The organism is Xanthomonas sp. BRIP62415 (genome assembly GCF_003993515.1).
GTDB lineage: Bacteria > Pseudomonadota > Gammaproteobacteria > Xanthomonadales > Xanthomonadaceae > Xanthomonas > Xanthomonas euroxanthea.
In genome coordinates this window covers 96574-121186 of sequence record NZ_QEZH01000013.1, presented here as the reverse complement: position 1 = coordinate 121186, position 24613 = coordinate 96574, and the positions used below count along the sequence as shown (strand labels likewise).

17 protein-coding genes and 2 pseudogenes are annotated in these 24613 nt (G+C 60.9%); 11 read left to right on the top strand and 8 right to left on the bottom strand.

Features of this window, described 5'->3' with window-relative positions; translation table 11 throughout:
• The first annotated feature begins 16 nt into the window (after window positions 1–16).
• The 3 genes from EO141_RS03790 (at window position 17) to EO141_RS03780 (ending at window position 3544) form a co-directional block, all read left to right on the top strand.
• Entirely contained in the window at window positions 17–442 is a 426-nt protein-coding gene (locus tag EO141_RS03790) for a three component ABC system middle component (RefSeq protein ID WP_231110578.1), read from the top strand.
• Window positions 439–2394, top strand: coding sequence for a DUF3732 domain-containing protein (locus EO141_RS03785; protein ID WP_065031345.1), 1956 nt, complete (start codon window positions 439–441; stop codon window positions 2392–2394). The genes EO141_RS03790 and EO141_RS03785 overlap by 4 nt, the downstream gene beginning before the upstream one ends.
• A gap of 430 nt (window positions 2395–2824) precedes the next feature.
• Window positions 2825–3544 (top strand): DUF4238 domain-containing protein, encoded by a 720-nt coding sequence (locus EO141_RS03780; protein ID WP_081280518.1) that lies wholly within the window; start codon window positions 2825–2827, stop codon window positions 3542–3544.
• A 251-nt stretch (window positions 3545–3795) separates the two neighbouring features.
• Here the strand turns inward: EO141_RS03780 and EO141_RS03775 are convergent, their stop codons facing one another.
• From EO141_RS03775 to EO141_RS03745, 7 genes and pseudogenes are all read right to left on the bottom strand, one after another.
• The gene (locus EO141_RS03775; protein WP_196768837.1) at window positions 3796–7842 is read right to left on the bottom strand and encodes a hypothetical protein; all 4047 of its coding nucleotides are present in this window, start codon (window positions 7840–7842) and stop codon (window positions 3796–3798) included.
• On the bottom strand, window positions 7829–10147 hold the full coding sequence (locus tag EO141_RS03770) for a hypothetical protein (RefSeq protein ID WP_065031343.1): 2319 nt from the start codon (window positions 10145–10147) through the stop codon (window positions 7829–7831). The genes EO141_RS03775 and EO141_RS03770 overlap by 14 nt, the downstream gene beginning before the upstream one ends.
• Entirely contained in the window at window positions 10144–12192 is a 2049-nt protein-coding gene (locus EO141_RS03765) for an AAA family ATPase (RefSeq protein ID WP_065031342.1), read from the bottom strand. The genes EO141_RS03770 and EO141_RS03765 overlap by 4 nt, the downstream gene beginning before the upstream one ends.
• Entirely contained in the window at window positions 12189–12719 is a 531-nt protein-coding gene (locus EO141_RS03760) for a hypothetical protein (protein ID WP_065031341.1), read from the bottom strand. The genes EO141_RS03765 and EO141_RS03760 overlap by 4 nt, the downstream gene beginning before the upstream one ends.
• On the bottom strand, window positions 12719–14002 hold the full coding sequence (locus EO141_RS03755; protein WP_206514016.1) for an SIR2 family protein: 1284 nt from the start codon (window positions 14000–14002) through the stop codon (window positions 12719–12721). Before EO141_RS03755 ends, EO141_RS03760 begins: the two co-directional genes overlap by 1 nt.
• A 175-nt stretch (window positions 14003–14177) precedes the next feature.
• Window positions 14178–14702 (bottom strand): annotated as a pseudogene (locus EO141_RS03750) (site-specific integrase); the annotation flags it as partial.
• A gap of 180 nt (window positions 14703–14882) precedes the next feature.
• Window positions 14883–15968: a site-specific integrase gene (locus EO141_RS03745; protein WP_065031339.1), complete on the bottom strand. Its 1086-nt coding sequence runs from the start codon at window positions 15966–15968 to the stop codon at window positions 14883–14885.
• Window positions 15969–16068: 100 nt separating this feature from the next.
• Between EO141_RS03745 and EO141_RS03740 the strand changes: the two genes are divergently transcribed.
• The 3 genes and pseudogenes from EO141_RS03740 to EO141_RS03730 form a co-directional block, all read left to right on the top strand.
• A complete protein-coding gene (locus tag EO141_RS03740) occupies window positions 16069–16944 on the top strand; it encodes a DNA-binding protein (protein ID WP_164737143.1) in 876 nt (291 codons plus the stop codon).
• 76 nt (window positions 16945–17020) lie between these two features.
• Complete coding sequence (locus EO141_RS03735) at window positions 17021–17293, top strand: BPSL0761 family protein (protein WP_065031337.1); 273 nt, start codon at window positions 17021–17023, stop codon at window positions 17291–17293.
• A gap of 445 nt (window positions 17294–17738) precedes the next feature.
• Window positions 17739–18605 (top strand): annotated as a pseudogene (locus EO141_RS03730) (transposase); the annotation flags it as partial.
• A gap of 20 nt (window positions 18606–18625) precedes the next feature.
• On the opposite strand, the gene EO141_RS03725 reads toward EO141_RS03730, so the two are convergent.
• Window positions 18626–19384, bottom strand: coding sequence for a hypothetical protein (locus EO141_RS03725; RefSeq protein ID WP_231110607.1), 759 nt, complete (start codon window positions 19382–19384; stop codon window positions 18626–18628).
• A 120-nt stretch (window positions 19385–19504) separates the two neighbouring features.
• Between EO141_RS03725 and EO141_RS03720 the strand changes: the two genes are divergently transcribed.
• The 5 genes from EO141_RS03720 to EO141_RS21640 all read left to right on the top strand — a co-directional run bounded on the left by EO141_RS03720 (window position 19505) and on the right by EO141_RS21640 (window position 24560).
• On the top strand, window positions 19505–19855 hold the full coding sequence (locus EO141_RS03720) for a helix-turn-helix transcriptional regulator (protein ID WP_005996633.1): 351 nt from the start codon (window positions 19505–19507) through the stop codon (window positions 19853–19855).
• Window positions 19856–20029: 174 nt separating this feature from the next.
• The gene (copL, locus tag EO141_RS03715; protein WP_081280532.1) at window positions 20030–20449 is read left to right on the top strand and encodes a transcriptional regulator CopL; all 420 of its coding nucleotides are present in this window, start codon (window positions 20030–20032) and stop codon (window positions 20447–20449) included.
• A 113-nt stretch (window positions 20450–20562) separates the two neighbouring features.
• Complete coding sequence (locus EO141_RS03710; RefSeq protein WP_065031434.1) at window positions 20563–22431, top strand: copper resistance system multicopper oxidase; 1869 nt, start codon at window positions 20563–20565, stop codon at window positions 22429–22431.
• Window positions 22428–23699, top strand: a complete 1272-nt coding sequence (locus tag EO141_RS03705; protein WP_065031433.1) for a copper resistance protein B — start codon at window positions 22428–22430, stop codon at window positions 23697–23699. Before EO141_RS03710 ends, EO141_RS03705 begins: the two co-directional genes overlap by 4 nt.
• Before the next feature lie 12 nt (window positions 23700–23711).
• A complete protein-coding gene (locus tag EO141_RS21640; RefSeq protein WP_228903386.1) occupies window positions 23712–24560 on the top strand; it encodes a cytochrome c in 849 nt (282 codons plus the stop codon).
• Window positions 24561–24613 lie beyond the last annotated feature (53 nt).

Sequence of the window (24613 nt, the reverse complement as noted above, 5' to 3'; positions counted from 1 at the left end):
CCCTGCATTCTGTGGCTTGGTCCTGTTCCGCGCCCTGCATGGCTACGAAGAAGAAGATGCCCGCGGCATGCCCTTCTCACTGTCGCTGCTTGTACTACCCCTGTGCCTGCACAAGGATTCACGCGAAGTGATCGCCAGCAGTCCACGCAGCTACCTGCTCAAGACCGCGGAGAAGAACCAGCAAATCATGGTGGGCTTCGCGGACCGGGTCACGCAGATGTTGCCGTATGCCTTCGAGGGGTTCGGTTTGCTAATGGAAAGAGGCTGCATCGCCGTCACGGACGACGGTCGCATCCAGACCGTGCCCAGGAAGGTCCGCAAGAGCGTAGATGGCACCGCCGAAACCGTCGCCTGCCAGAAAGTGGCGCGGATCGTCGGAAAGGAATTTGCACGCATAGCCGACCGGGCGACCGTTTATACGACTTTCGGGATTCGTCCATGAAGATCAGATCCATCCACATCTACAGCCATGACGGCCAGCGCCGAGACCTCCGGTTTAAGGTAGACGGACTCAATGTCATCACCGGTCGCTCCTCCACCGGCAAGTCTGCGCTCTCCGATATTATCGAATACTGCATGGGACGCTCCTCGTTCAACGTCCCGGAAGGCATCATCCGGGACAAAGTGTCTTGGTTTGCGGTGATCTACCAGTTCGAGAAAGAACAAGTGCTTATTGCCAAGCCGACCCCGCCCGGCAGTGGCGCCAGTTGCAGCACGGCAATGTTGCGAAGGGGTACCCAATTGCAGGTGCCCGAGTTCAAGGATCTGGCGGTCAACACTGACGATGACAGCATTGTCGAACTGCTGTCGCGCTTGCTTGGAATTCCCGAGAACCGCACCGAAGTCGCGCTTGAGCACAGCCGAGATAGTTACGACGCGAACGTCAAGCACACGTTCTACTACCTGTTCCAGAAGCAGGGACTGGTCGCCAACAAGGATCAACTTTTCTATCGCCAGAACGAGCAGTTCCAACCGCAGGCGATCCGCGACACGTTGCCAATCTTGCTTGGCGTCTCCTCCCACGATCGCTACGAGCTGGAATCCAAGCTACGCGTAGCGCAGCGCGATCTGAGGGTCAGCAACAAGAAGCTAGAGCAAGCGCGCGACGCCGTCGACACATCGCATGAACAAGCCATCGGCCTCTACTCGGAAGCAAAGACAGTGGGGGTCATTGGCAACACCGATGAGAACCCGAATGCGGACGGGATCATTGACGCACTGAGGTCGGCGCTGTCGTGGAAGCCTGAGAGGGTGCCAGACGACGACGGCAGCCGGGTTTCGTTTCTGGAGGATGAGTTAGTCCAGTTGCGTCAGGATCGCCGTGATACTCAGAACCGGATCGACGCGGCACGACAGTTCGCCAAGCGGGCGGGTGGCTACGAAAACGAGGCCGCCGAACAGATAGACCGGCTGGCCTCAATCAAGGCACTGCCGAAGAACCCCGACAGTGGCGAATGGCAATGGCCGTTCAGCGAGCAAAACTTGGCGCTGGAATCCCCGGTCGCCATCGTCCTGCTCAACGAATTGGAATCGCTCGACAAAGAGTTGCGCATCGCCACCGGCCAGCGCCCCAAGCTCGAAGCCTACCTCGCCGAACTGACCGGCAAAGCGGATGGGATCGCGGGCGATATCAAGCAGAAGGAAGCGGAGCTATCCGCGGCGATTTCGGCCAACGAAGTCATCGCCCAGATGGGCACCCGCAACAACGCAGCCGCGCGCGTGGTCGGCCGTATCAGCCTGTTCCTGGAAACGCTCCTCCCGAATGAGGATCTTGCCAAACTGGAAGCAGAGAATCGCCGTCTCATCAACAAAGTTAAGCAGCTTGAGGAGCAGATCGGTGCCGACGACAGCAGCGAACGCCTGACCTCGATCCTCAACAACATCTCCGCACAGGTGTCGCGATACATCCAGAAGTTCAACGCCGAGTTCGGTCCTTACCCTGCGCGGCTCAACCTGCCGCAGTTGACAATAATCTTCGATCGACCCGAGCGTCCTGTGCCGATGGGAAGGACCGGCGGCGGCGAGAACCATCTGGCCTACCATCTGTCAGCACTGCTCGCCCTGCACCTGTTCGCGGCGCAGAACAACCGTCCTATTCCGCGCTTCCTGTTGATCGACCAACCAACCCAGGTCTACTTCCCCTCCGAGCAGGTCTACAGGGATGCCGACGGTTCCGTGCAGAAGACGGAATCCGACGCCGACCTTGATGCGGTGCGCCGGCTGTTCGAGTTGTTGCTGAAGTTCACACAGGACGATGTTCCAGGCTTCCAACTGATCGTCACTGAGCATGCGAACCTGCGCGATCAGTGGTTCCAAGACGCGCTGGTCGAGAAACCGTGGACCAAGCCGCCCGCGCTGGTTCCGGAGGAATGGCCGCCAGGAGCGGCGAACTGATCCATCGAGCCGATATGCAACGGCCGGTATGGGGGGCTGGCGGGGTGGTGTAACGTGGGCCTCCACTCTGTTCGTTGGGTGGATCCAGAAGAAAGCGGTCCTTCACTAAGGTCCGCTCCTGGCCGAAAGCGGACCTTGGCACACAGGGCTAAGCAGGGAGGTGCTATCCGATTTCTAGGATTAGGGAGGTTTATCGAGGGTAGCGGCTGTTTGCTTTCGGTCAATAACGCTGCCCGATCGGCCAATGAAGAGCTCCGCAGGCGGCTTTCTTCTACGAGCGCTCGCAAACCTTCTGCACCGACGGTGAAGTACTACCGAAGACCGGTGCCAACGCTCGACCTTCGTCCGGGACGCTTCAAACCCAAATGAGCCGCGCTGGGGATTTTCGCAAGATGCCGCACAATGAGCTGACTTCTAAGGAGCCGCGTCCATGCTCAGTACTGTCCGGCAACACTATGTACCGCGCACCTACTTGAAGGCTTGGGCGGACGCTCGTGGCCAAGTTCGCGTCGAAGATCGAGTGTCGGAGAGGGATTTCTCATCATCGCCTGAAAACGTGTGTGTCGAGCGCTTCTATTACGAAGCCGACGCCACGCGCCCAGATAACGCGATCGAGAAGATGTTCCAGCCTTACGAGAGTAATTATGATCCGCATGCGGCGACCTTGAACGCGATTGCGGCTAGTGGGTCCAACATTGCGCAAGTCACGGCCGATTTGGCTACTGCAGGTGCGGATGCAAGCCTCGACACTGCCATTAAGGGCCTCGCGGCAGTAGCCTATTTCCGGACGCCGGCTGCACTCGAGGCTTTGCAGAATGAACTTAAGCATGATCAGTCGGATGCGGCTCAAGCAGCGGCGCTTGCGTCGCAGACACCGCATGACATGGCCAAATTAGCTTTTGATTCAACCTTGCTCAAGCGCTTTCAAGGCCTAGTTCCAACCTATTTTTTCTCAAAAACCCGTCTCTATCACCTGCGATCGAGCCTGCTTTCCATTGCAGTCAGCGCAGTTGTCATCGGGCAACTTCGGCTGGGCCATCGGCAACGATCCAGGAACGCACGCTCTTATGCCGATAGGGCCAAATCTGCTAGTCATGCTCTCCATGGAATCTGCTGTCCACCGGCTCAAGGCCATTCAGTTGACACCTGATCTTTACGAGCTGACCTTGCAGCTAGTTCGAGCCAACGCACGGCGTTTCCTGATTCTCTAGTGCAAATCGCGCGCAGACTCAAAAGAATCCGCACCCCGCTCAGGGGGAGGTGACTCTGGGGCGGAGCAGGGTAGAGATTAGGGAGATTTATCAGGGGTAGGCGGCGGTATCTGCCCTGAAGCTAGAGTGGATGGCATTACGGAGCGGCATATCTAGCGAAACCACTTCGGGAAGTTGGTACCGAAGCTCGTCAAGAGGCAATGCGGTCACCAAGTCGCGTTCGGACAGCCTCTCGCAGCCGAACCTCGCAAAGATCATCCAGAATGGATCCAGAGAGAGGTTCGGTCGCCGCCAGTAGTTGACGCCCAGGATGGCCGGGCTCCAGCAAATCAAGGATCCGGTCAGCAGTCACGCGGTCACGCCCGGCCATTGCGTTGGCCCCGACGAGCAGCAGAGCGCGTCGCTTATTCGAGTTGGCGATCCGTTCAAAGATTTTCAGAGCATCGTTCGCCGTAGCATGAGCCCCAACGAGGTGCGCCGCCGATGCCGCAACGATAGCTGGCGAATGCAGTAGAAAATCAGGAGTTAGGTATCCGACGACACTCAAGCTTAAGGAATCAGCGTCGGCCAGGGCATCAATGGCATCAAGCCGAATCCAGCGCGCTTCCGGAATGTTGATGAGACTCCAGATTTGCTGTTGGATTTCAGAGCTGCCGCAATTCGCGGCGACGATAAGGGCGTACTTGCTAAGCGCTCTGTCTGTCGTAGTATTCGCAAGATCGATAAGCGAATCGCCAATTGCATCGGATAGGGGGGTGTAATCGGCAAGGGCAACAACGGCGGCTCTCGCGATATCAAAGCTCGGGGGATCGTCGTAATATGCTGCGGCGCTCGACCAAGTGTCATGTATTAAAGTGAGCAGTGTGTTTAGGTGATCCGGGTGCGGCCGTTTCGCGAGTAGATCGGCTAATGCGCCGCGTACTCGGCTACCGGGGTCGGATGCCATTTCGAGGATTTCCGGTGGCAAAGGATTGGTGGATGCCTGTGATAGATGAAGCAGCGCCGCACGGCGCGCGTCGGCGCGCTGATGTCGTAGCGCTGCTTGAACGAGAGTGATATTGCCAATTGCAATCGCAGCCTCGGTCGCACTCACGGCATGCTTCTGGCAGCTGGCAATTTTCAGCCATTGAGCGATCGCATCCGATGCGTCGCCTTTGCTTGCAAGGATGACGGGTACAACCAGATCAAGCGCCTCCGCATCGAGCTGTGGTACGCAGCCTGTCAGGAGTATGAGCGCTAGACCATTGACCGCGCGGGCCTTCCGCTTCTTGGTGGGAAAGGCATCGAATACTTCCTTGAGTTGATCTGGAAGTGCGCCAACGACGGGGCTTAGCTTGGCGTGACTGCTTTCCCCCAGCCGCCGACGAGATTTCTGCATGGAAGTGAGCAGCTTGATTTGCCGATCAAGTTGCGTGCAATTCATTTGGAACGCCGTAATCAGCGCATTCGGCGCGACTTCCAGCGCTGTAAGCACAAGCTCGTTACGCAAATCGACCGAAGAGGGAACAGATGCGACATGCGCAATGAGCCCAGGCTCCAGTTCTGCAACCCAGTGCTTCCGCACCGCAGCCCAAACAGTTAGCTCGTTATCCATATCCTTGCTTGCTGCGACAATAGCCAAAAGCTCATCTCTATCCACTAGGTGGGAAGACATCACGAGCGCTTTCGACCAAGCGGGAACCAAATCAGCGACGCGCCGATGGTTGGCAAGGACCAACCAGCGACCCTCTGCGCGAAGCTGCTGGACATAGGCGTCGATGAAGACGCCGGATGTGTAACCGTCGCCTTCATGGCTAGATTGGGTGGCCTCTTCGACGGCATGATTCCGTTCGCCATCCTCGATCGCACGCCACGCCTCCCGGCCGCTCTGAAGATACTCGCGGTGGATGCTCGCGAGGTCGTCCAGCGCGGCCTGCAAAACGATCTCAAATCCATCTAGGTCGCGCACGGCGCCGGCCGCGACGGCGTCGGCGTTGAGCTCGAAGCCGTTGCCGACCATCTGGCGCGCGGCGTCGTGATAGGCGGAGGTCAAGTTGGGTGCGAAGCGATCGAGCCGTTTTGCGAATCCCGCTCCGTAATTCCCTCGGTCGAAGCCAAGCTGCTCACGAATAAATCGCTCTGCGACTTTGGCCGCGAACGGGCTCGCTGCGACGGCGTCGTACCAGGCATCGTCAAAGATCGTCGGTTGCCAGTCACGAACGAAGAAAGAAGCTCCCCGCTGCGTGCCTTTCAACAGCCACCTCGCGACGCGGCTCGGTATGGACTCATCGCTGCCCACCTCCGACGCCAACTCCAGCAAGGGCGCGAACTTGGAAGCCGGATCCATAAGGCTTTCGTCCAGCCAAGCATCGATCGCTTCCTTGCTGCCGGAGTCAATGTCGAAGGTCTGATCAACGTCCTCTCGGCGAGCAAACGAGCGCGTCACTTCAAAAATTCGGGCGGCGGTTTCCAAGCCCCAATCGCGATGCGCTGACGGCAACTGAGCGAGCGCTGCGATCAGAGCCTTGATCGCAGCCTCGCTCTGTCCCCAGTTCTCCTTGGCGAAGGCTTCAAAACCTTGTCGGACGCTAGGATGAGCAAAGGCGATGGTGCGGGCCGGCTGACGCAAATGGCGGGCCGCGATCATGCGGTCTGTAAGTCGATCCAAGCCGTCGCCGAGTGCACGATCCAGCCCGCGTAGCGCGCGTTGAAGAGGGTGGAGTCGGCTGCGGTCGAACTGACCTCTTGCCGCCAGCAGCGCCCAAACAATAGCTGAAGTGCCGCATGTGTCGATCGACGATAGCGCTCTGAGGACAACGCCTTCCACCGCATCGCGCTGCGCCAACTCGAGCAACCGGCGAAAGAAGATGTGGTTTTCCTCGCCGACATCGTGGCCGGTTTGCATGTGCGCAAAGTACAACTCGATCTCAAGCGGCGTGCTAAGCCTCTTGAGCACCTCACTGCGAAACGCATACGCTTTGGTCTGCAGGGCGGCCGTTAGCTGGTCCATGCGGTTGTCATGAATTTCGCGGAGTTGACCGTCCCGGTACTGGCCCGCATCCAACTCGACCGACCATGCGTTGAGGCTGTCGCCGACTTTGGCGCTCTGCATCATGTCGCTGCGGGAGGTGACGATGAACTGATGATCCGGCGTAGCCTTGGCAAGGAGGCGTGGCAATTGCTCGGTCCAAGCCTCGCTGCCCCCGCGTAGGCTGAATTGGCCCCATGGATCATCAACGTAGAAGAGTGTCGGTCCGTTATTGACGACCTTGCGCACGCTCGTCGGCGCATCGTCCGCCCCAATGGTGACGACCTCCAGCACAGCATTACGCCGTCGCGCGATATCGCACAGCTTGAGCGCTGCCTGCGTCTTGCCTGTGCCCGAAGGTCCCCGAATGACGACTGCGTTCTTGTCGTTCATGACCTTGAGCATCTCGTCAAAGTTCGCCGGGGGCACGAAATGCTCGAGGCTGGCGGAGCTGGCCAGGAATCCGCCGTGCGCCCGCACCATTGCCAGAAGGTCATCGCTCGTCCACAGACCGGGCGTGCTGCCTCGGGTCCGCCGCCTGGCTTCGAGACGGAGTTTTTGGAGGAGATTTAGTTGCTCGACCTTGGGAACGTGCAACAGGTCCGACATTAGCGCTCGGATATCGGATGCGAGATGTTTCTCGGTAAGCTTCCCCCAGATCGCGACACGGCCTTCGGGCGACGTTTTCAATGTCGTGTGCAGGCTCGGCGGAAAGCTTGCCTTGTCCGAGACCTCTTCGAAGCCTTCGACCAGCAGTCCACGTGCGACGCCTTTTGCGTCGGCATTAGTGACGAGCAGATAACGAGTATTCGGTTCGTCGAGATGATGAAGGGCGTTTCGGCGCCCACCTTTTTTTTCAGAGCCGTGCTTGAGCAGGGCTTCGAAATCCTCGATCGACCACGGCTCGCCGTTGTCCATTTTGACTTGGACGACAAGCTTGTACCCGCCTGCGACGGTTGCACTTGGTTGCAGGCGTCCCGGCTTGTGGGGCTCAAGATCCGCTTCCAAATCTTCTTCGTTCGCGGGCTCGAGCACAAGGCGCGTAGCCGACTTAGAAATGAGGAGAAGTTGCAGGGCCGCGAGGATTGAGACGTCGAGCTGATAGTCGAAACCCGCTTGAGCAGCTGCGGCGCCTCGTAGGGGACGCTTCGCATCCGCGCTATCTGTCAAGGGCGGGCCCGACTGGCTGGAGCTCAGCCGCTGCGCGTCTTCATGACTATTTGTCGACATCGTCGAACACCGAGCGCTTCGTGGGGACCGGAGTGAGAGCCGAAGCTTCCTCCTTTTTTTGCGTCACGATGTGCGTCCAATCCGCTTCGTCTTCTGAGCCTTCCTCCCGTTCGCGCTTGCGCTCCTCCAGTCCCTTGATTGACCGCTTCACCTGATCACGCGCGTCGTCGATCAGCGCTGTGGCGTCCGCGTCAACGCCGATCGTCTCAATGCGATCGAGTACACCAAGAAGCTTTTTGAAATGGTTGTCAGGCTCCTCGTCCAAGTCAGCGTCGGCGACGATCTCGTCGATCCGCTCTTCGATCGAGGGCAGCACGGTTGTTCGCAGTGCCAATCCCATGCCGACCAGTCTCAGCGGCGGTATGAGCGCCAGCATCTCTGGTTCGTCGAAGATGGATGAATCCAGGTTTGTGAGCACGGCCGATTCCAATGTGTCGGCGGCCTCCGAGCGCAGATCTTCCGATAACACACCGAGGTGATGGGCTCGGGCGTACGCGGCGATCTGGGGATTGTTGCCGGCGAGGTCGGTTTGCCAGCAGGACCGTCTAAGTAAATTTGGAAGCTGCTGCACCAATTTTGTGAACACGGGTCCGCTCGCCCGATAGGACAAGAAGTGGAATAGCATCCAGTTCCGGTGCCGTTCATCGGGGGTGTGGCCAAGCCGGGCGACCAGTGCGTCGTCGAGCGTCGTCGGAATGACAAGCGCGTCTCTAATGAGAGGCGAGCCCTCACACGTGAAACTGTTGAGAATGGTGTCGATCGTCGCGCCCCGTATGAGCGCTGCCATCATATGCGGCTTCTGGCGCAGGATCTCCGTCAGCGCGTCGGATATCGTCGGATGGGCGAAGGTCCACTTTGATCCGGAGAGCTTCAAGAACGAGCCTTTCAATTCAGCGAAACAATCCTGGATCTTGGTGAGGCTGTACGACGTCAGCTCCGCGACCGCCTGGGCAGCCCACACATCGTGGTCGCTAGGATCGAAGCCGGCTTGATGGACGTAAACCAAGATGAGCGCGGCTTGAAGCTGATCATCCAGGGCATTGACCGTATCGATCAAATGCTCTGTCGGCTCTTCCATGAAGCGAACTAGGGAGCTTTCACGAGGCGCGAGCCCCTTGGTGAAGTTCGGGTCACCAAGACGTTCGGCAATCCCAGGAAGAAAGTCGCGAACGGCGGCGACCGCGGTTAGGTGTGGCTTGATGCTTGATCGCCAACTCTGGCTCTGCTCACCGAAGTTCACATGGTTATAGAGGATCTGGGCTTTTTCTTCGAATGTCAGTTCGCCGAGATCGACAACGGCGCTGCCATCAGCGAATTGGGCCAGGTTGCGCTGTCCCAGCCGCCGCCGTGCCGCTTCATAGATATGCTTGCGGGAGGTCAGGAGGAAGCGGTTGCCGTGCTTGATTGCGGCTCGAAGCTTCGAGAAGGCCGACGCCCAGTCCTGCGCATAGTCGTCGCGTAGCACATTCGAGCCGAACGCGTCGTCGATCCAGAAGAAGCGGCCCGGATCGTTCGGATTCCATCCAGCCTCGAAATCGCGGGGACTGGTCAGAGCGAGAACGGTGTTATCCGGGTTTTCCGAAGCGATCGTCGAGACGATCGCGCCGATCGCTGATTTGCCGCTTGAGGGATTGCCCAACAGGAGCACTACGCCGTGGTTGGAAATGGCGTTGACGGCGTCGCGATGGGCCTTTGTGGGCACATAGGTGCGGAGCTTTGGAATCCAACTGTCAAGCAGCGCCCGGCTTTGCTCGCTTAGCCGCTCGTCCACGATCGAGGTGAGATCCCCCAAGCCGTAAACCTGCGGGACGAGGGCACGCAGCCGCGCGCTAGCTCTGATGACTCGGACGATATACTGGCGACCAAGAATGTGAGGCTTACGCACGCCGAGCGCTCGGAGCCTGGCGCGAATCGCAGCCGCCACAGGTGCATCTATGCTCATGTTCGTCATGAAGGCATAGGTGTCCGCCTGACCGGCTTTGACGAGTTCATCGACATTTTCAAGCTCGGGGGTGATATCGCTGAGCTTCAAGGCCCTCATGGCATCGGACGTATGCTTGCACTGGACCGTGCCTATGGGCGGTGCGTTCGTTCCCGAGGCGATGAGGAAGACCGCGTCCTGGCCGCCGTCATGCGCTTCACGGAAGATCTCTACGGGTCGGCCGAGTACGACTTCGCACACCTGCGAACAAAGATCCTGAAACGCGCGCCAGCCAATGGTGTGGAGCGCCAGATCGCTCCAGGGGCCGTGCGCTCGACGTTTGCGCGTTGCCGGAAGCTCGATTTGCCCGCTATCGGCCGTCATGCGGTGGCGACACCACGCAAAACTCCGACCGGCATCGGATTGATTTCCTGGTCGATGACAACGCTTGTGGCGCCGAGCAGTCCAAGGTCGATGTCGAGACGCCGGCCTCCCTCCGTAGAAGTGCTCACCAAGCGCCGGCACAGCAGATCGGCCAGCGCGGGGTCTTCGACGGCGCAGATTATCTGGCGCCCATCCAAGCGCAGAGCAGCGAGCACTTCGACCAGGTGAAGGGCCCTGAAATCGTCGATGTGCTGAACGGGGTCGTCGAGCAGAAGGGACCTGAGCGGTGTCCATGCCCGCGCAAGATGGACCGAGAGAAGGAAAGCGAGACCGGCAGCGCGACGTTGACCACTGCTGAAGACGAATTGCGGATTCAGCCCATCGCCCACCTTGAGGCTTAGGAAGCGTCGGACGTCACCACGGATGCTGTAGTCGATTGTCCGCCAGTCGGCGTGCGGTCGCAGGCGCTGATAGAGCTCGTTGAGCAGAGGGCTGATCTCAGCAAGGCGCTCATCTATGATTTCCGCGCTGACACGTCTCACAGAGCGTTCGATCTCGCGGGCTGCTGTGACGGCATTTTGCGACTGGCCAACCGAATGCGCCAGCTTATCGATTTCAGCGCGCAGCGCCGAGATGTTGCTCTCGATCGACGACATTCGCGACAGAGCTTGCGAGGCCTCCAGCACGAGTAGCGCGCGCTCGAGGTCGATCAACCGGTCGCGTTCTGAAGAAATGGCCTGCTCCAGCCCGTCAGGATCCTTGATGAAGCGGTGATCGAGCCCCCACTGATCGCAGAAATCCACATGCGCCGCTTCCGAGTCGCGCAGGCGCCGCACCTCGTCCGCATCCGCTTGGATCGCGACCGTAGCTGTCTGCAACGTGAGGCTGGGTCGCAGCGCGTTCTGTTTTGCGGAGGCGAGAGCATCGCGAGCGGCCTGAACGCCCGACGCCATTGATGTGATCCGTCGCCGCGCCGCAGCCAGGCCGGCGGCGAACTCGTCCGATGTTCGATGGGCTGCGCAAAGCGGGCAATGATCGTCGTGCAGCCCGAGGCGCTCGCCGTGTTCGATGAGGAAGCTCAGCGACGCCGCCATCACGTCCATCTCTTCTTCCCGCGAGAGACGTTGTTCGGCTTCAGAAAGGACTTGCCGTGCAGCCTCGTGCTCGCGCTGCGCTGCTTCATGCGCTGCCAATGCGGCCTTGCGTCTCGCCGCGGACTCGGGAGCGTTGTAGAGGGCCTGCGCCGCCGCGACCTCTCGACCGAGTTGAAGCGCTTCGCCCATCCGGCCCAATTTGGCTCGTCCGTTTGCGAGCGCGGTTCGACCTGCAGCCAGACGTGCCGTCAGCTCGATGGGCGCCTCCGGCGCCGCGGCAGCGATCACCTGGAGCGCGCCGGACACGTCCCCTGATCTGCTGAGCGCGGCTTGTGTCTCGGACTGCTGCGTCAGTCTGTCGGCCAGTCGCGAGCGGGCAGCCTCATAGGTGGCCTCGTCTTTAGTGTGCGCGGCTTCGGCGGCAGTCACGACTTCCTTGGCTCTACTACCGGCTTCCGACCCTTCCAATGGACCGAGCGCCGAGCGCACAAGATCAAATCGCTCCGTTTCGGTGAGATCCAGGCTGAGCGCGGCGATCCATTCGTCGCGGATGATCGACGTCCGGGTGAGCTGCCGAAGTGCGTCGTCTGGCGCAGGTCCGCGGCAAAGCGCGGACTGGATTTCCTCCGGTGAACGATCGGAGCCGCGTTCTCGCGTTCGCGTGATGGTGAACGGGTAGCCGCTGTCGTCAATGAAGGAGGCTGTCACGTAGTGGGCTTTTGGAACACCTTCGCCGCGCCACCAAAGGTAATCGCTGAGGCTCTCCTTCGCGGCCTTTTCGACGACGTACTTGTCGATGGATCCAGTGATCGCGAACTCGACCGCATCGCACAGCGTGCTTTTGCCCACGCCGTTGCGACCGGTGATGACAGTGAAGCCCCGTCCGAAACTGATCCGGACGAGATCCCTGAAGCCACGAAAGCCGCATACTTCTACGAAATCGAGCCTCATGACGTCGCCCCCAAGATGCGAGCGATCTCTGCTGGCGTGGTTTCGCTTAGGAAAGCGGTCACGGCATCCGGAGGGATGTCCTTCAGCCTGGTCCGCAGCCTCGTTTCGAAGTTGGAGGCGCCGAGTAGCGGCTTGGAGCGTATCGACAGCAGCGGTAGCAGCGCCTTCTCAACGTCACCAGGTGTATTGATGGAGGCCCTCGCGATTTTCCGAGTCAAAGAGAAATCTTCTTCGATGCGCTCGATCTCGCGCATTCGGCGCGCATCCTGATCCGGTGTCAGAAAGACCGAATAGACGTTCCATGCTTTCGCTCCGGCTCCGCGCAACGAAGCGGCATGCCGAGCGAGTGTGATTTTCTGGTTCTCCTCCCACGTGCCGAGGAGAGCATCTGCACTATCGAAGACGTGGACGAATCCCATCAGCGCCGCGCTTTCGAAACAGGCCACCGGGCGGGTCGAGCCAGTCCACGTCCAGGTCTCATACTGTGCGTCACGAAGGAGGATTTCGGCTTGGGTGAAGATGTCCATCAGATGCCCAACGCAGCTATTGCCCCAGGAAGGTCATACCATTCGCCCGCTGGGTCTGGACGAATGACGTTACCGGTGCGTCCGCTGCGCACGACATTGTCCGGCACGCCCAAGTCGGTCGCACCTACCGCGACAACAATGTCGGACTGCACAGCGGCAGGCGGCTCGACGAACTTCCCACGTAGCGTCCCGAGGATGCATTGCGCCCCGTTGAGGACCCGGATGCTCCGCCCGTTCAGATCATAACCATCGGCGCGTTGAACGGCGCCGGCCTGACGGAGCAGCAAGTGGAAGAAGCCAAGGGTTTCTGGATTTACCGGACGCAAGAGCTTCGCCGGCTCTGCCGCCGAGACGCCTTCGGCATCCCGCCTCAGACCATAGAGGGCTTCGCTGTCGAAATTTCCAACGTCTAGCCAAGCCGGGTCACACTGGGCTCCGGTAGCTTGCTCGAAGGCGGCTCGTCCGGCGTCCAGGACCTGACGGAGGTAGCTCGATGAGAAAGCTCGACGAAGCTCGTCAAGCGCCGCAGCTCCTGACTCTTGCACATGTTCGAACGTCACGTTTTGTGCGTGCGCGATCTCCCAGAGTTTCGGGGCCTTCTGCTCGAGCGCGTTTGTCGGCGAGAGGTCGATGACGGTCACGGACAACGGCTGCACGTCGATCAGCGCTTCGCCAATCACGGCATTGAGGTATTGCCAGTCAGACCAAAAGCCGACGACGAGCAGGTCCTTCTGCCGAAGGTTGGCAGCCATCCAGACTTTACTTCGCGCAATGCGCCCCGAGATGGTCGGATTATTGAGCTGTGAAGGTGCCCAGACTGTGGCTTGCCGATCCCGTTGGGAGCAGCCATGGAATTTCAACAAGGGTGCCTGGCGGACGGAATGGGACGTGGCCTCGTCTCCGTCGAGCGAGCTGCGGAAGTCCGCGCCGTAGTCCCAAGCGCGTCGCTCGATCAGCGTGTCGTAGTTGCTCGATATGCCGGCAACGGCGGCGCGGGTGATGAGAAAATCCGCGATCGCCGCATGCCCTGTATTCGAAGGCTGCACAAAAGCAGGCCAGGGCACAAGGTGTTCGATGAAGACCGATTGCAGAGTGTTGAGGCCTGCAAAGTGCTCGGCGAGTGCCTCCAGATTGTCCCGAAGACCAAGGTCGCAATTCGGATCAGATTCGAGACGGTATTTGTCGAAGCATCGCTCAGCAACCGTGCGGGCCGACGGCAGGCTGCTTGGGGGCGCCATCGAGAGTCCCGCACCGCAGACCACAAGAAGGCGACCAGCATTCATCGAGGCTAATAGCCGCGAAATTGTCTCAGGCGTCACGCACCCACCCCCGGCGCTAATAGAAATTCCATTTCCTCAGGACATCTAGCAGAGATCCCAAACCAATTGGTACCGCTAATCATCAGCTGACCCAGCATCGACGTCTATCCTAGCCACGGCAACCGACATTTTTTATCATTCATCTTAGAAGTCGTGCAGCGGGATTATCTTCTGCTGAGCCCGCTTGAAAATATCCAATCACGCTAGCCACCGCACGATGTTCGGTCATCGCCATAACTGCCGGCAAGGGAATGCCTTTCCTGCCTGCTTCGGTGACGAACCCGGACCGCAAGCTATGCGCCCCAAAGTCCCCCTCTAACCCCGCCAAGCGGGCCCGCCGCTTTACGATAGCAGCCACAGAGCCGGGTGGCAGGGCAGGGCCGACGCGCTCTTTCCAAATCCGTCGAAAAATCGCCCCTTCGTAGCTCCCCGCGACTTCCAGCCAAGCCGCAAGTGCCTCGGCGCTGCGTCCTAGGATTGGCTTGTCCGGCGTCGAGTCCGCTTTCACCCCAGCCTACTGAGTCTTCGAATACTCCAATCGATAGATGTAGCCGACCTCGCCGACCTTGCGCAGGTCGCGCATATCCGCAGCCGCGATCTCGCTGCGCCGACGACCGCCACTCGCGAATCCGAAGCAGAGCAGGGCACGGTCACGCAGGCCCTTCGCCTATGAAAGCGACGTGACCATGGATTACTCGCGGCGCGGAAGCATGTTTGCGGCAAGTGGTTTTGCTTTCTTCGAACCGTGGTGGCCCGCGGCAGCGGCTGAAGGAACGTGGGTAGATGTCTTGATTGCCTTCGTGCCACCGGGGTTGCGTAATACCGGTTCGGGCTGGGTGTCACGCTACGGATCTAACAGACGAGCGGCCGGATTATTCGATGCATCACCAGCATGGAAATAGCCGATCGCCTGGGCCACCGAACGATGCTCGGTCAGCGCCATGAGGGCAGGCAAGGCAACACCTTGGCGGCCGCCTTCGGTGATGAAGCCCGAGCGCAGGCTATGGCCGCCAAAGTCCCCGTTCAACCCAGCCTGCAACGCCCGCCGCTGCACGATCGCGGCTACCGCCTTAGGCGAAAGGGCCGGGCCTACGCGCTCGCCCCACAAGCGGCGAAAGATGGGACCTTCAGTGATCTCAGCCGCGCTTAACCATGCCGCTAGCGCGGTCCCTGCGCGGCCCAGCACTGGCTTGTCGGGTGTGGCAGTGGCGCTAGGGCCGGCCTGCTGAGTCTTGCTGTGCTCCAACCGATAGACGAAGGCGTCCTCGCCGACGCGGCGCAGGTCCTGCCAGTTAGCCGCCGCAATCTCACTGCGCCGGCGCCCGCCACTGGCAAAGCCAAACAGCAGCAGTGCCTTATCTCGAAGCCCCTCCAATGAGTCGTCGCAAGTAGCCAACATTGCCTCGAGCTCTGGGCGGGTGATGGCGGTCTTCTTGTGCGGTCGCTCGCCGCGTTTGACGGCCGCCCGACGGCCGCGCTTGAGGAGTTGGCGCACGGCGGGCGCTTCACACGGGTTAGCGGCTTTGTGCGCTTGGTGGGCGGCCGAGAGCACGGCTACGCGGTGCACGACTGTGGTGAGTTTGAATGCACCGGGCTTCTGCTTGAGGCCGGCGGCGACTAGGTACGCATCCAGTGTCGGCGGCAGTTCCCAGGTCAGCCCGGTCTTTCCGCGCCGGGTCAGGTGGTCGACCACGAACTGGACCACCGCCGGCTCAGGTACCGGCAACGTGATCGGCTGGCCAAAGCGGCCCTGGAACCAGGCCGCCCAGTAGCGCAGGGCGGTGGCATAGCTGCGGGTGGTATTGGCTGCAGCAGCTTCGGCCAGCAGTTCGCGCACGGCATCGGCGGCCTGTGCGGCGAGACGATCCGGAGCGAGTGTGGCGAGGGCGGGAACGCCGGGTACGAGTGTGTTAGATTTAACATGTCGCATGTATTTTATAATACGGAATAGGGCATCTACCGCCGATAACTATCTGTTATCGGACGTGGGTTGGCAATGGGGTAGGGCGTTCGTGTCGGAGGGCATCCAGATGGCCAGAGGAATCCAAGAAAACGAAGTGTTTGAGGCGGCCGATGCGTTGCTCGGCGCCGGCGAACGGCCGACCGTCGAACGCGTGCGCCTGCACCTGGGCCGCGGTTCGCCGAATACGATCGGGCCGTTGCTGGACGCGTGGTGGACTCAGCTCTCCCAGCGGCTCGAGCACCGGCTGGCGCTGCCGGAGGTTCCGGAGGATGTGGGCGTGGCCTTGGCCAAAGTGTGGGAATTGGCGTTAGCGGCCGGGCGTGGACAAGCAGACGCTGCGCTGGCGCCGGAGCGCGCCTTTCTGGCCAATGCCCAGGCCGAGATCGAAACCCGCGTGACCGCCGAGCGCGAGCGCATGGCCGCCATTGAGGCACAACGCCAGCAGGCGGTAGTTGCTGCTCAGATCGCTGAGGCGGCGTTGGCCGTCTGCGAGCAGCGAGCTGGCGAGCTCGCCGTACAGGTGGTCGCGCTGCAGCGGCAACTGGAGGAACTGAGCGGGCGCCGAGATGCCCTGGAAGCGCAGTTGCACAGCGCCCAATCCCGTCTGGAGCAGGAACGAAGCACGGCTGCGGGCGAACGCGAGACCCTGCAGACGCACCTGCGCCAGGTCGAGGACCGGGCTTACACCGAGATTGATCGGCTGCGTCAGGAAACCAAGGCGCAAAAAGCCCAACTGGCTACGCAGGCCCGCGAACATGTCGCGGCACTGCGCGAGGCCGATCAAGCCCGACGTGCGGCCGAACGGGCCCAGCATAGCGCCGAGCGTGAGAGTGCCGCAGCCCAGGCACGGGCCCAAGCGCTCGCACAACCACGGCCAGCCAAGGCGCGGCCTGCCATCAAGAAAGAGGCTGCTCGTGCCACGCGCAGGGTAGCCAAGCGGTAGGCTGCGCCCTCGCCGCTGGCACGCGGGCGGGGCTAAGCGCTACGCTAAGAATTCCTTAGCTTTGGTGAGTATTCGCATGACCCTGCCTGACGAGCGTACTCGCAACCTGCTGCAGGCCGGAGCATTTCTCAAGGAACTCGCCGGCAGCCAAGCCGTACCCAAGTCCGTGCGCGAGGAAGCCTATCGGCTGTTGCGTCACTACCCGACACTCAGTGATGTGGAAGCCATCGCCCAACATGAGGAGCGGTTGCGGGACCTCACACAGTCGGCGTTTGTGCGGCCTTACTTGACCTCGCAGTTCGAGCAGGACTGGTTCCGCAGTTACCCCAAAGGTCCTCATCGGATTTGAGCGACGGCACGTATCTTCGTAGGCAATCGCCTGCATCGTCAGCTCAACGGGCCTTCGCCCGCAACGAACGCCTGGATCAGCAACTGGCGACGTTGAACGTGTGACTGGAAGCGCAGGGGGCGACAGCACCAGCAGGAGCGCGGGGAATTTCGGAACCGGGTTGGCGCCACCGGAAAGCATGCGCTGGGCAAGGTCGATCAGGCCCGCCATTTACGTTAAGCGATCTGCCTCAGCAGCTGCGCGGGCCATAGAGCCCAAAACCCGTGACAGGCAGCGGCAAGCAAGGACGCCAAACGCCGGGCCACCTTCAATTGTTCGCCCCCCAGAGTGCGCGACTGGGAAAACCAGGCACTCATTACTGCGTTCCCGGAACTATAGACCCCCTTGACTGCGTTAAATGGATACTCAGAGTGCGTCGGTGGACCATCAAAGAGTGCGGTGCCCAGCCGTGAGTGAAGCCTTGCAGGACTTGGTCGCGCGCCTGGCTACGCGACTTCAAGAGGAAGCGGAGGCGATCCTCACCAGGGAGCGAGAGCGCCATGGGGCCGACCTTCAGCGTCAGCAACAAGCGCTTTCCACCGCCCAGCAGGAAGCCGCTGCTCTGGGCAGCCAACTGCAGCGCACTGAGACCAGCTTGCAGCAAGAGCAAGCCGCTCACGCCCTGCTTCAGCACAATCTGGGTGAGAAGGTCGCGGAAATCGCCCAGTTGAACGAGCGCATCGCCGGCATGACGGTGCGGCTGGCTGATCACGAGGCGCATGCGCGTTCTCTGGAGGACAAGCATGCTCATGCCCGGGAAGCACTGGAGCACTACCGCACTTCCACCAAAGAGCAGCGCGAGCAAGAGCTGCGCCGCCACGAGCATCAGGTCCAAGAGCTGCAAGTAGCCTTACGTCAGGCCAATGAAGCCTTAGGCGCGAAGAATCAGGAGCTGTTGGTGCTGAACCGCGACAATGGTCAATGGCTGGAGCGCCACGGGCGGATTGAGCGTGAGCTTGCCCAGTTGCGACAGGCCCACGAAGGCCAACACAGCGAGGTCGTGGCGTTGCGCCAGACCGCGACGGATCATTTGGCACTGCAGGAGCGTTGGAAGACTGACGCCAAGGCCTTGGATGCCATGCGCAGCGAGCTAGCTCAAGTCCAAGACGCGCTTGCGCGGGAGCGCGAGCGCCGCGAGAGCGCTGAAGCCGATGCCTTGCGTGCCAACGCACGTCTTGAAGCGCTAGAGCCCCTACTGAATCAACTGACGCCGGCACAAAATGCGGTGAAGAAAACTCGGCGCGGCCGTACGCAGGATGGAGGAGCCGACTAACGAGGCTGCTCGTTTGTCTGCTAGCGGCTGGGGTGGCGCTCACCTGTCCAGTACGCCCATTCCATAGGGACAACCCACTCTACAAACAGTTTGGCTACTGAGGACTCCGGTGCCAAATGATAGGGCTTGAACATGCCTTGCTCGGGCGAACTGGTCATCAGGTAGCGCAGGCGCTTCTGGACCTCCTGAAAGATGGCTTCCCGCACATGGGCGCTGTCGTGCACGCCAAGACGCATTGCCACCGACGCGCCTTGGCGTACCGCCGCCCAGCAACAGTAACGCCACCGCGCGATCGGCAAGCCCGGCGGCCCGGATTGAAAGACGAACCCCACATCGCGTGCCCAGCCTGGGTCGAAGTGATGTTTGAGCAATTGCTGCTCCAGAAACTGCTCGGTCTCCCAGAGTGCAAGTTCATCCCACAGCTCCAGTTTCGCGTCCGCCAGGTCTACATCGTGTGCCATATCGCCGAGTTGGTCTTCCAGCACCGGGAGCAGGTGCCTGCGCTCGTGGGTAGACCAGGCGAAAGCCCATTGCAGATCTTCGATGGGCGTGACCTCGGCATCGGGGCGGATCTGCCATCGATCCGCTGGCCAGGGAACTTGGATCAAGGCCAGGTCTCGCAGCGCGTCCAGCACCAGCAAGGTGGAGCGGCGTGTGGGCGCCACCGGTATGCGTCGTAGCTGCGCGGCTAACAGTGCGGCTAGGAAAAGGGTGCCACGAAGGCCCAACTCCTCGATGCTGGCGACCCCAGATGGCGTCATTGACGAGGTTCCGGGCATGCGGTTTCCGGGGATGAGGGAGCGGCGTGGCTCCTGGCGGTGGCGGCGCTACCGGTGTCGCCGGTTGCCTCAAGGCTAAGAATATCTTAGTATGCAAGGCAGGGTACATCCGCCATCCTTATGGGGTCTCCATGGGGTGCGCGCGTGACTTTGTCCGTCGACTCAACACCGACCTTCGCTCGACGCCTCAAACAAGCCCGCCTGCACACGGGTTTGTCGCAGAAGGAGTTGGGCATCCGGGCCGGTCTGGATCCTCACGTGGCCAGCCCCCGAATCAACCAGTACGAGCGTGGCAAGCACGAGCCCAAGCTGGAGACTGCTGAGCGGTTGGCTCAAGCGTTGGGGATCCCCGCCGCCTTCCTCTACACCGACGATGATCTGCTGGCCAAGCTGCTCCTGCGCTGGGGCTCGCTAAGCAAGCAGCAGAAGCGCGAGTTGGTGAAGCTGATCGAGGCCACACCCGAGAAGTAAACCGAACAAGCGCTCACCACAAGGGCAATTCTTCGCCTCAACCCGCCTTTTGGGCGCTCCTGGAGGGAGTCGCAGTGGCCGTGGCTAGTGCGACTGAGAAGTCGCGGCATCTCAGGCCTGCTTGAGATTTTGTTCACGACCGATACACACGCGCCTTGTCTAAAGTGATTTACCATGTCGCCCGTGTCAGCCTCCTCACTTCTACTGCGACTGTTCCTGATCGCCATGCTCGTGCTTAACGGCGCGTGGTCGGCGTTTGCCTCGGTCAGTATGAACCCGGTCATGGAAGAGCAGGCCAGCGAAGTGGCTGCCGCGGTGCAAGTCGATGAAGACTGCGTCGCCCATCACAGTGCTGAGCATCATCCCGATGCCACATCGATTGAAAAGGCTGGCACGGGGCATGGCGACCATGCCGGTCCCGACTGTTGCAAGTCTTCTGAGTGCCGGTGCGCCTGCGTACACGCGTGCGCGAGCGCACTTCCTGCGCGCCTGCATGTTTCGGTGCAACTGGCCTTGGGCCTGGATGTCATGCCGCTGCCCCTCGGGCATGCGGCACCTGCCTTGCCTCATCTGATCCGACCACCGATCGGCTAAGCGTCCCTAGGCGCCGCAATGGCGCCGTTGGTGTGGCTTGCATGCCTGTTTAGGCCAGCCGCCCGCTCTGTACCACCGCCCGCCGGTGGCAACACGACGCTTGGAGCATTTTCATGTCGCATGATGATTTTCGTGGTCCACACGGTGGACCGCTGCTGCCTTCGCGGCGGCGATTTGTCCAGGGCTTGGCCTTGGGAGGCGCAGTCGCAGGATTAGGTTTCTGGCCCAAAGCCAGTTGGGCGCTCAAGGGCCCGGGACAACCCAACGTACTATCGGGCACCGAGTTTGACCTGACCATTGGCGAGACGCCGATGAACTTCACCGGCAAGACCCGCACCGCGATCACGGTCAACGGGTCCGTTCCGGCGCCGTTGCTGCGTTGGCGGGAAGGCACCACGGTCAACCTGCGTGTCTCCAATGCATTGCCCGCTAACTCCCTCCATGGCACGGATACTTCCATCCATTGGCACGGCATCATTCTGCCGGCCAACATGGACGGCGTGCCGGGCCTGAGCTTTGACGGCATCGGACGTGGTGAGACCTACCACTATAGGTTCACCCTGCATCAGGGCGGAACCTACTGGTACCACAGCCACTCAGGTTTCCAGGAACAAGCTGGGCTTTATGGACCGATCGTGATCGATCCACTGGAGCCAGAGCCTTTCAGCTTCGATCGCGACTACGTCGTGATGCTGAGCGATTGGACAGACCTGGACCCGACGGCCCTGTTCGATCGTTTGAAGAAGATGCCGGGCCATGACAACTACTACAAGCGCACGGTCGGCGATTTCGCGCGCGATGTGAAGCGCAATGGTCTGTCGGCCACGTTGGAAGATCGCAAGATGTGGGGCGTGATGCGAATGACGCCCACGGATCTGTCCGACGTCAACGCCAACACCTACACCTACCTGATGAACGGCACGACCTCTCTGGGCAACTGGACCGGGTTGTTCCGCAGTGGCGAGAAGGTGCGTCTGCGTTTCATCAATGGCTCTGCCATGACGTACTTCGATGTGCGTATTCCGGGGTTGAAGATGACCGTGGTCGCGGCGGATGGCTTGTACGTCCATCCGGTTTCGGTCGACGAGTTCCGCATTGCAGTAGCAGAAACCTTCGATGTGATCGTGGAGCCCTCCGGGCAGGACGCATTCACCATCTTTGCCCAGGACTCCGGTCGCACCGGCTACGTCAGCGGCACGCTCGCCGTGCGCGAAGGACTACGCGCGCCTCTTCCGTCTGTGGATCCCCGGCCGCTGCTGACGATGGCAGACATGGGCATGGATCATGGATCGATGGATATGTCTGGCGGCAGCAAGGGCATGGAAGGCGGCTGTGGTGCAGCCATGGGCATGCCCGGCATGACCCCACCTGCCAGCGGCAATGAGGCCTCGGCCCATGCGGGTCACGCGATGCCCGCCGCCGGCGATGGTGCCATGGCCGGCATGCAGCATGGGGGCATGCAATCACACCCTGCCAGCGAGACCAACAATCCGCTGTTGGACAACCAAGCCATGAGCGTGACTTCGCGCTTGGACGATCCGGGCAATGGCCTGCGCGATAACGGCCGTCATGTACTGACGTATTCCATGCTCAAGAGCACCTTTGAAGACCCTGACGGACGCGACCCCGGTCGCGAGATCGAGCTGCATCTGACCGGACACATGGAGAAATTCTCCTGGGGTTTCAATGGTCAGAAGTTTTCCGATGTCGAGCCGCTACGGCTGAACTACGGCGAGCGCATGCGCATCGTATTGGTCAACGACACGATGATGACCCACCCGATCCATTTGCACGGCATGTGGAGCGATGTGGAAGACGATAGCGGCAACTTCATGGTGCGCAAGCACACGGTGGACATGCCGCCAGGCAGCCGACGTACGTATCGCGTGCGTGCCGATGCGTTGGGCAGCTGGGCGTTCCATTGCCACCTGCTCTATCACATGGAAGCCGGAATGATGCGCACGGTGAGGGTCGACGAATGAACATCAATAAACGCAATACCACCCTGACTGCGCTGACCCTGGCTATCTCGCTGGCCCTGGCCAATGCGGCCAGCGCCCAATCCATGCAGCACGGCTCCATGCCGATGGAGCAGGGCGCGCAGACCCAGGCTCAGGATCACTCTGCACATCAGGCGCCGACATCAAAGCCTGCGCCAGCCCCCAAACCTACAACACCGGCCAAGACCAGCGAAGCGACTATCGATCATGCGGCGATGGGCCATGCCGCGCCGCCGGCTCAAGCAGCCGAGCCTGCCATGCAGGGCATGGACCACTCGCAGATGGGGCACAGCTCGCCCGCGAGTACACCTGCAGCGCCCAAAGCGCAGACGCAGCCGATGCAGGGCATGGATCACAGTCAGATGGCACAGCCCGCTGCGTCCGACGCCTCCAGCACGTCCACGCCTGCGATGCAGGGGATGGACCATTCGCAGATGGGCCACGGTTCGCCCGCATCCGCTACGCCAGAAGCTGGCATGCAATCGATGGAGGGCATGGACCACAGTCAGATGGGACATGGGCCTGTCGCACCAACGCAGCCGCGCACCCCGATTCCTGCGGTGACCGAGGCTGATCGTCAGGCGGCCATCGCGCCCGCACACGCGCATCCGGTGCATGACAATTCGATCAAGAGCTACGTACTGCTCAATCGCCTGGAAGCCTGGGATGCCGATCCGGGCACCGGGCTGGGTTGGGAGGGTCAGGGTTGGATCGGTACGGACCTCAATCGCGTCTGGTTCCGCAGTGAAGGCGAACGCACAGATGGTCAGACCGAGTCGGCTGATCTGGAAGTGCTCTACGGCCGCAGTATCTCCACGTGGTGGGATGTGGTGGCCGGTGTGCGCCATGACTTCAAGCCGGGGGCTTCGCAGAACTTCGCCGCTATCGGCGTACAGGGCTTGGCACCGATGAAGTTCGAAGTATCCGCCACAGCCTATCTCGGCGAAGGCGGCCAGACTGCTGCCAATGTCGAGGCCGAGTACGAACTGCTGCTGACCAATCGGCTGATCCTGCAGCCGCTGGTGGAGGTCACGGCGTATGGCAAGAACGATCCATTGCGCGGAATAGGTTCGGGTCTGAGTACCGCTGAGGCGGGCCTGCGACTTCGTTATGAGTTCACCCGAAAGTTCGCTCCCTACATCGGCGTGGTGTACGAGCGTGCGTTTGGCAATACCGCAGACATGCGACGCGAGCATGGCGAGTCTTTTGAAGACACGCGCTTGGTCATCGGCCTTCGTACCTGGTTCTAAGGGGAACTGACAATGAAATCCAACAAGAAGATGTGGGTATGGCTCGGCGCCGGCGTGGCATTGGTTGCGGTGGTCGCAACCGCCGCGGTCTCTCTGGGCGTGTACAACGTGGCCGCTGATGATCCGCATAGTCGCCCGGTGTATGCGCTACTTGAAACGGCGCGTGAGCGTTCCATTGAGGTGCGCGCCGCCAAGCTTCAGGTACCCACGAACCTGGATGATCCTGAGCGTATCCGCCAGGGTGCGGGCAACTACAACGCTATGTGTGTGACCTGTCATCTTTCGCCAGATGCGGCGGCCACCGAGATGAGCAAGGGTCTGTACCCCGCGCCACCAAACCTAAGCAAGCACCCGGTGGGTCCAGCTGAGGCGTTCTGGGTGATCAAGCACGGCATCAAGGCCAGCGGCATGCCTGCGTGGGGCGGCAGCATGGACGATGAGTTCATCTGGAACATGTCGGCCTTCCTGCAGAAGCTGCCCAAGCTGGACAAGGCCGGCTACCAGGCGTTGGTAGCCAGCAGTGATGGCCATTCACACGGTGGCGGTGAGACCGGCGGGCACTCGCATGGCGAGGAAGCGGGTGCAGATCACCATGGCGGCGGTGATAGCGAAGAGATGGGTGATGGCCATGGCCATGGCCAGGGGCATGAAGCAGGTGGCATGGGCATGGACATGAGCAAGCCTAAGGAAGGCACCACGCATGTGCATGCCGACGGCAAGACGCACGTGCATGCGGCCGAGCCGGCAAAGCAACCTGCGCAGGCCAAGTCCGAGGGCGAGCACGATCAGCACGGCTCCATGCCAGCCAAACCAGCCGAGCCAGCTCCCAAGGCCGATGACGGCCACGATCACCAGCATTGATCCCTTCATGGAGCTGCCCCGGCTCCACGCCCGAGCGCCTCGGCGCTCGGGCA

What these genes read in the sequence shown, in the direction of transcription:
- EO141_RS03735 (WP_065031337.1), top strand. Translation starts at nt 17,021, where the DNA reads ATGACCCTGCCTGACGAGCGTACTCGCAACCTGCTGCAGGCCGGAGCA.
- EO141_RS03755 (WP_206514016.1), bottom strand. Translation starts at nt 14,002, where the DNA reads ATGAATGCTGGTCGCCTTCTTGTGGTCTGCGGTGCGGGACTCTCGATG.
- EO141_RS03780 (WP_081280518.1), top strand. Translation starts at nt 2,825, where the DNA reads ATGCTCAGTACTGTCCGGCAACACTATGTACCGCGCACCTACTTGAAG.
- copL (WP_081280532.1), top strand. Translation starts at nt 20,030, where the DNA reads ATGTCGCCCGTGTCAGCCTCCTCACTTCTACTGCGACTGTTCCTGATC.
- EO141_RS03785 (WP_065031345.1), top strand. Translation starts at nt 439, where the DNA reads ATGAAGATCAGATCCATCCACATCTACAGCCATGACGGCCAGCGCCGA.
- EO141_RS03760 (WP_065031341.1), bottom strand. Translation starts at nt 12,719, where the DNA reads ATGGACATCTTCACCCAAGCCGAAATCCTCCTTCGTGACGCACAGTAT.
- EO141_RS21640 (WP_228903386.1), top strand. Translation starts at nt 23,712, where the DNA reads ATGAAATCCAACAAGAAGATGTGGGTATGGCTCGGCGCCGGCGTGGCA.
- EO141_RS03745 (WP_065031339.1), bottom strand. Translation starts at nt 15,968, where the DNA reads ATGCGACATGTTAAATCTAACACACTCGTACCCGGCGTTCCCGCCCTC.
- EO141_RS03775 (WP_196768837.1), bottom strand. Translation starts at nt 7,842, where the DNA reads ATGTCGACAAATAGTCATGAAGACGCGCAGCGGCTGAGCTCCAGCCAG.
- EO141_RS03740 (WP_164737143.1), top strand. Translation starts at nt 16,069, where the DNA reads ATGGCCAGAGGAATCCAAGAAAACGAAGTGTTTGAGGCGGCCGATGCG.
- EO141_RS03770 (WP_065031343.1), bottom strand. Translation starts at nt 10,147, where the DNA reads ATGACGGCCGATAGCGGGCAAATCGAGCTTCCGGCAACGCGCAAACGT.
- EO141_RS03720 (WP_005996633.1), top strand. Translation starts at nt 19,505, where the DNA reads ATGGGGTCTCCATGGGGTGCGCGCGTGACTTTGTCCGTCGACTCAACA.
- EO141_RS03765 (WP_065031342.1), bottom strand. Translation starts at nt 12,192, where the DNA reads ATGAGGCTCGATTTCGTAGAAGTATGCGGCTTTCGTGGCTTCAGGGAT.
- EO141_RS03725 (WP_231110607.1), bottom strand. Translation starts at nt 19,384, where the DNA reads ATGCCCGGAACCTCGTCAATGACGCCATCTGGGGTCGCCAGCATCGAG.
- EO141_RS03710 (WP_065031434.1), top strand. Translation starts at nt 20,563, where the DNA reads ATGTCGCATGATGATTTTCGTGGTCCACACGGTGGACCGCTGCTGCCT.
- EO141_RS03705 (WP_065031433.1), top strand. Translation starts at nt 22,428, where the DNA reads ATGAACATCAATAAACGCAATACCACCCTGACTGCGCTGACCCTGGCT.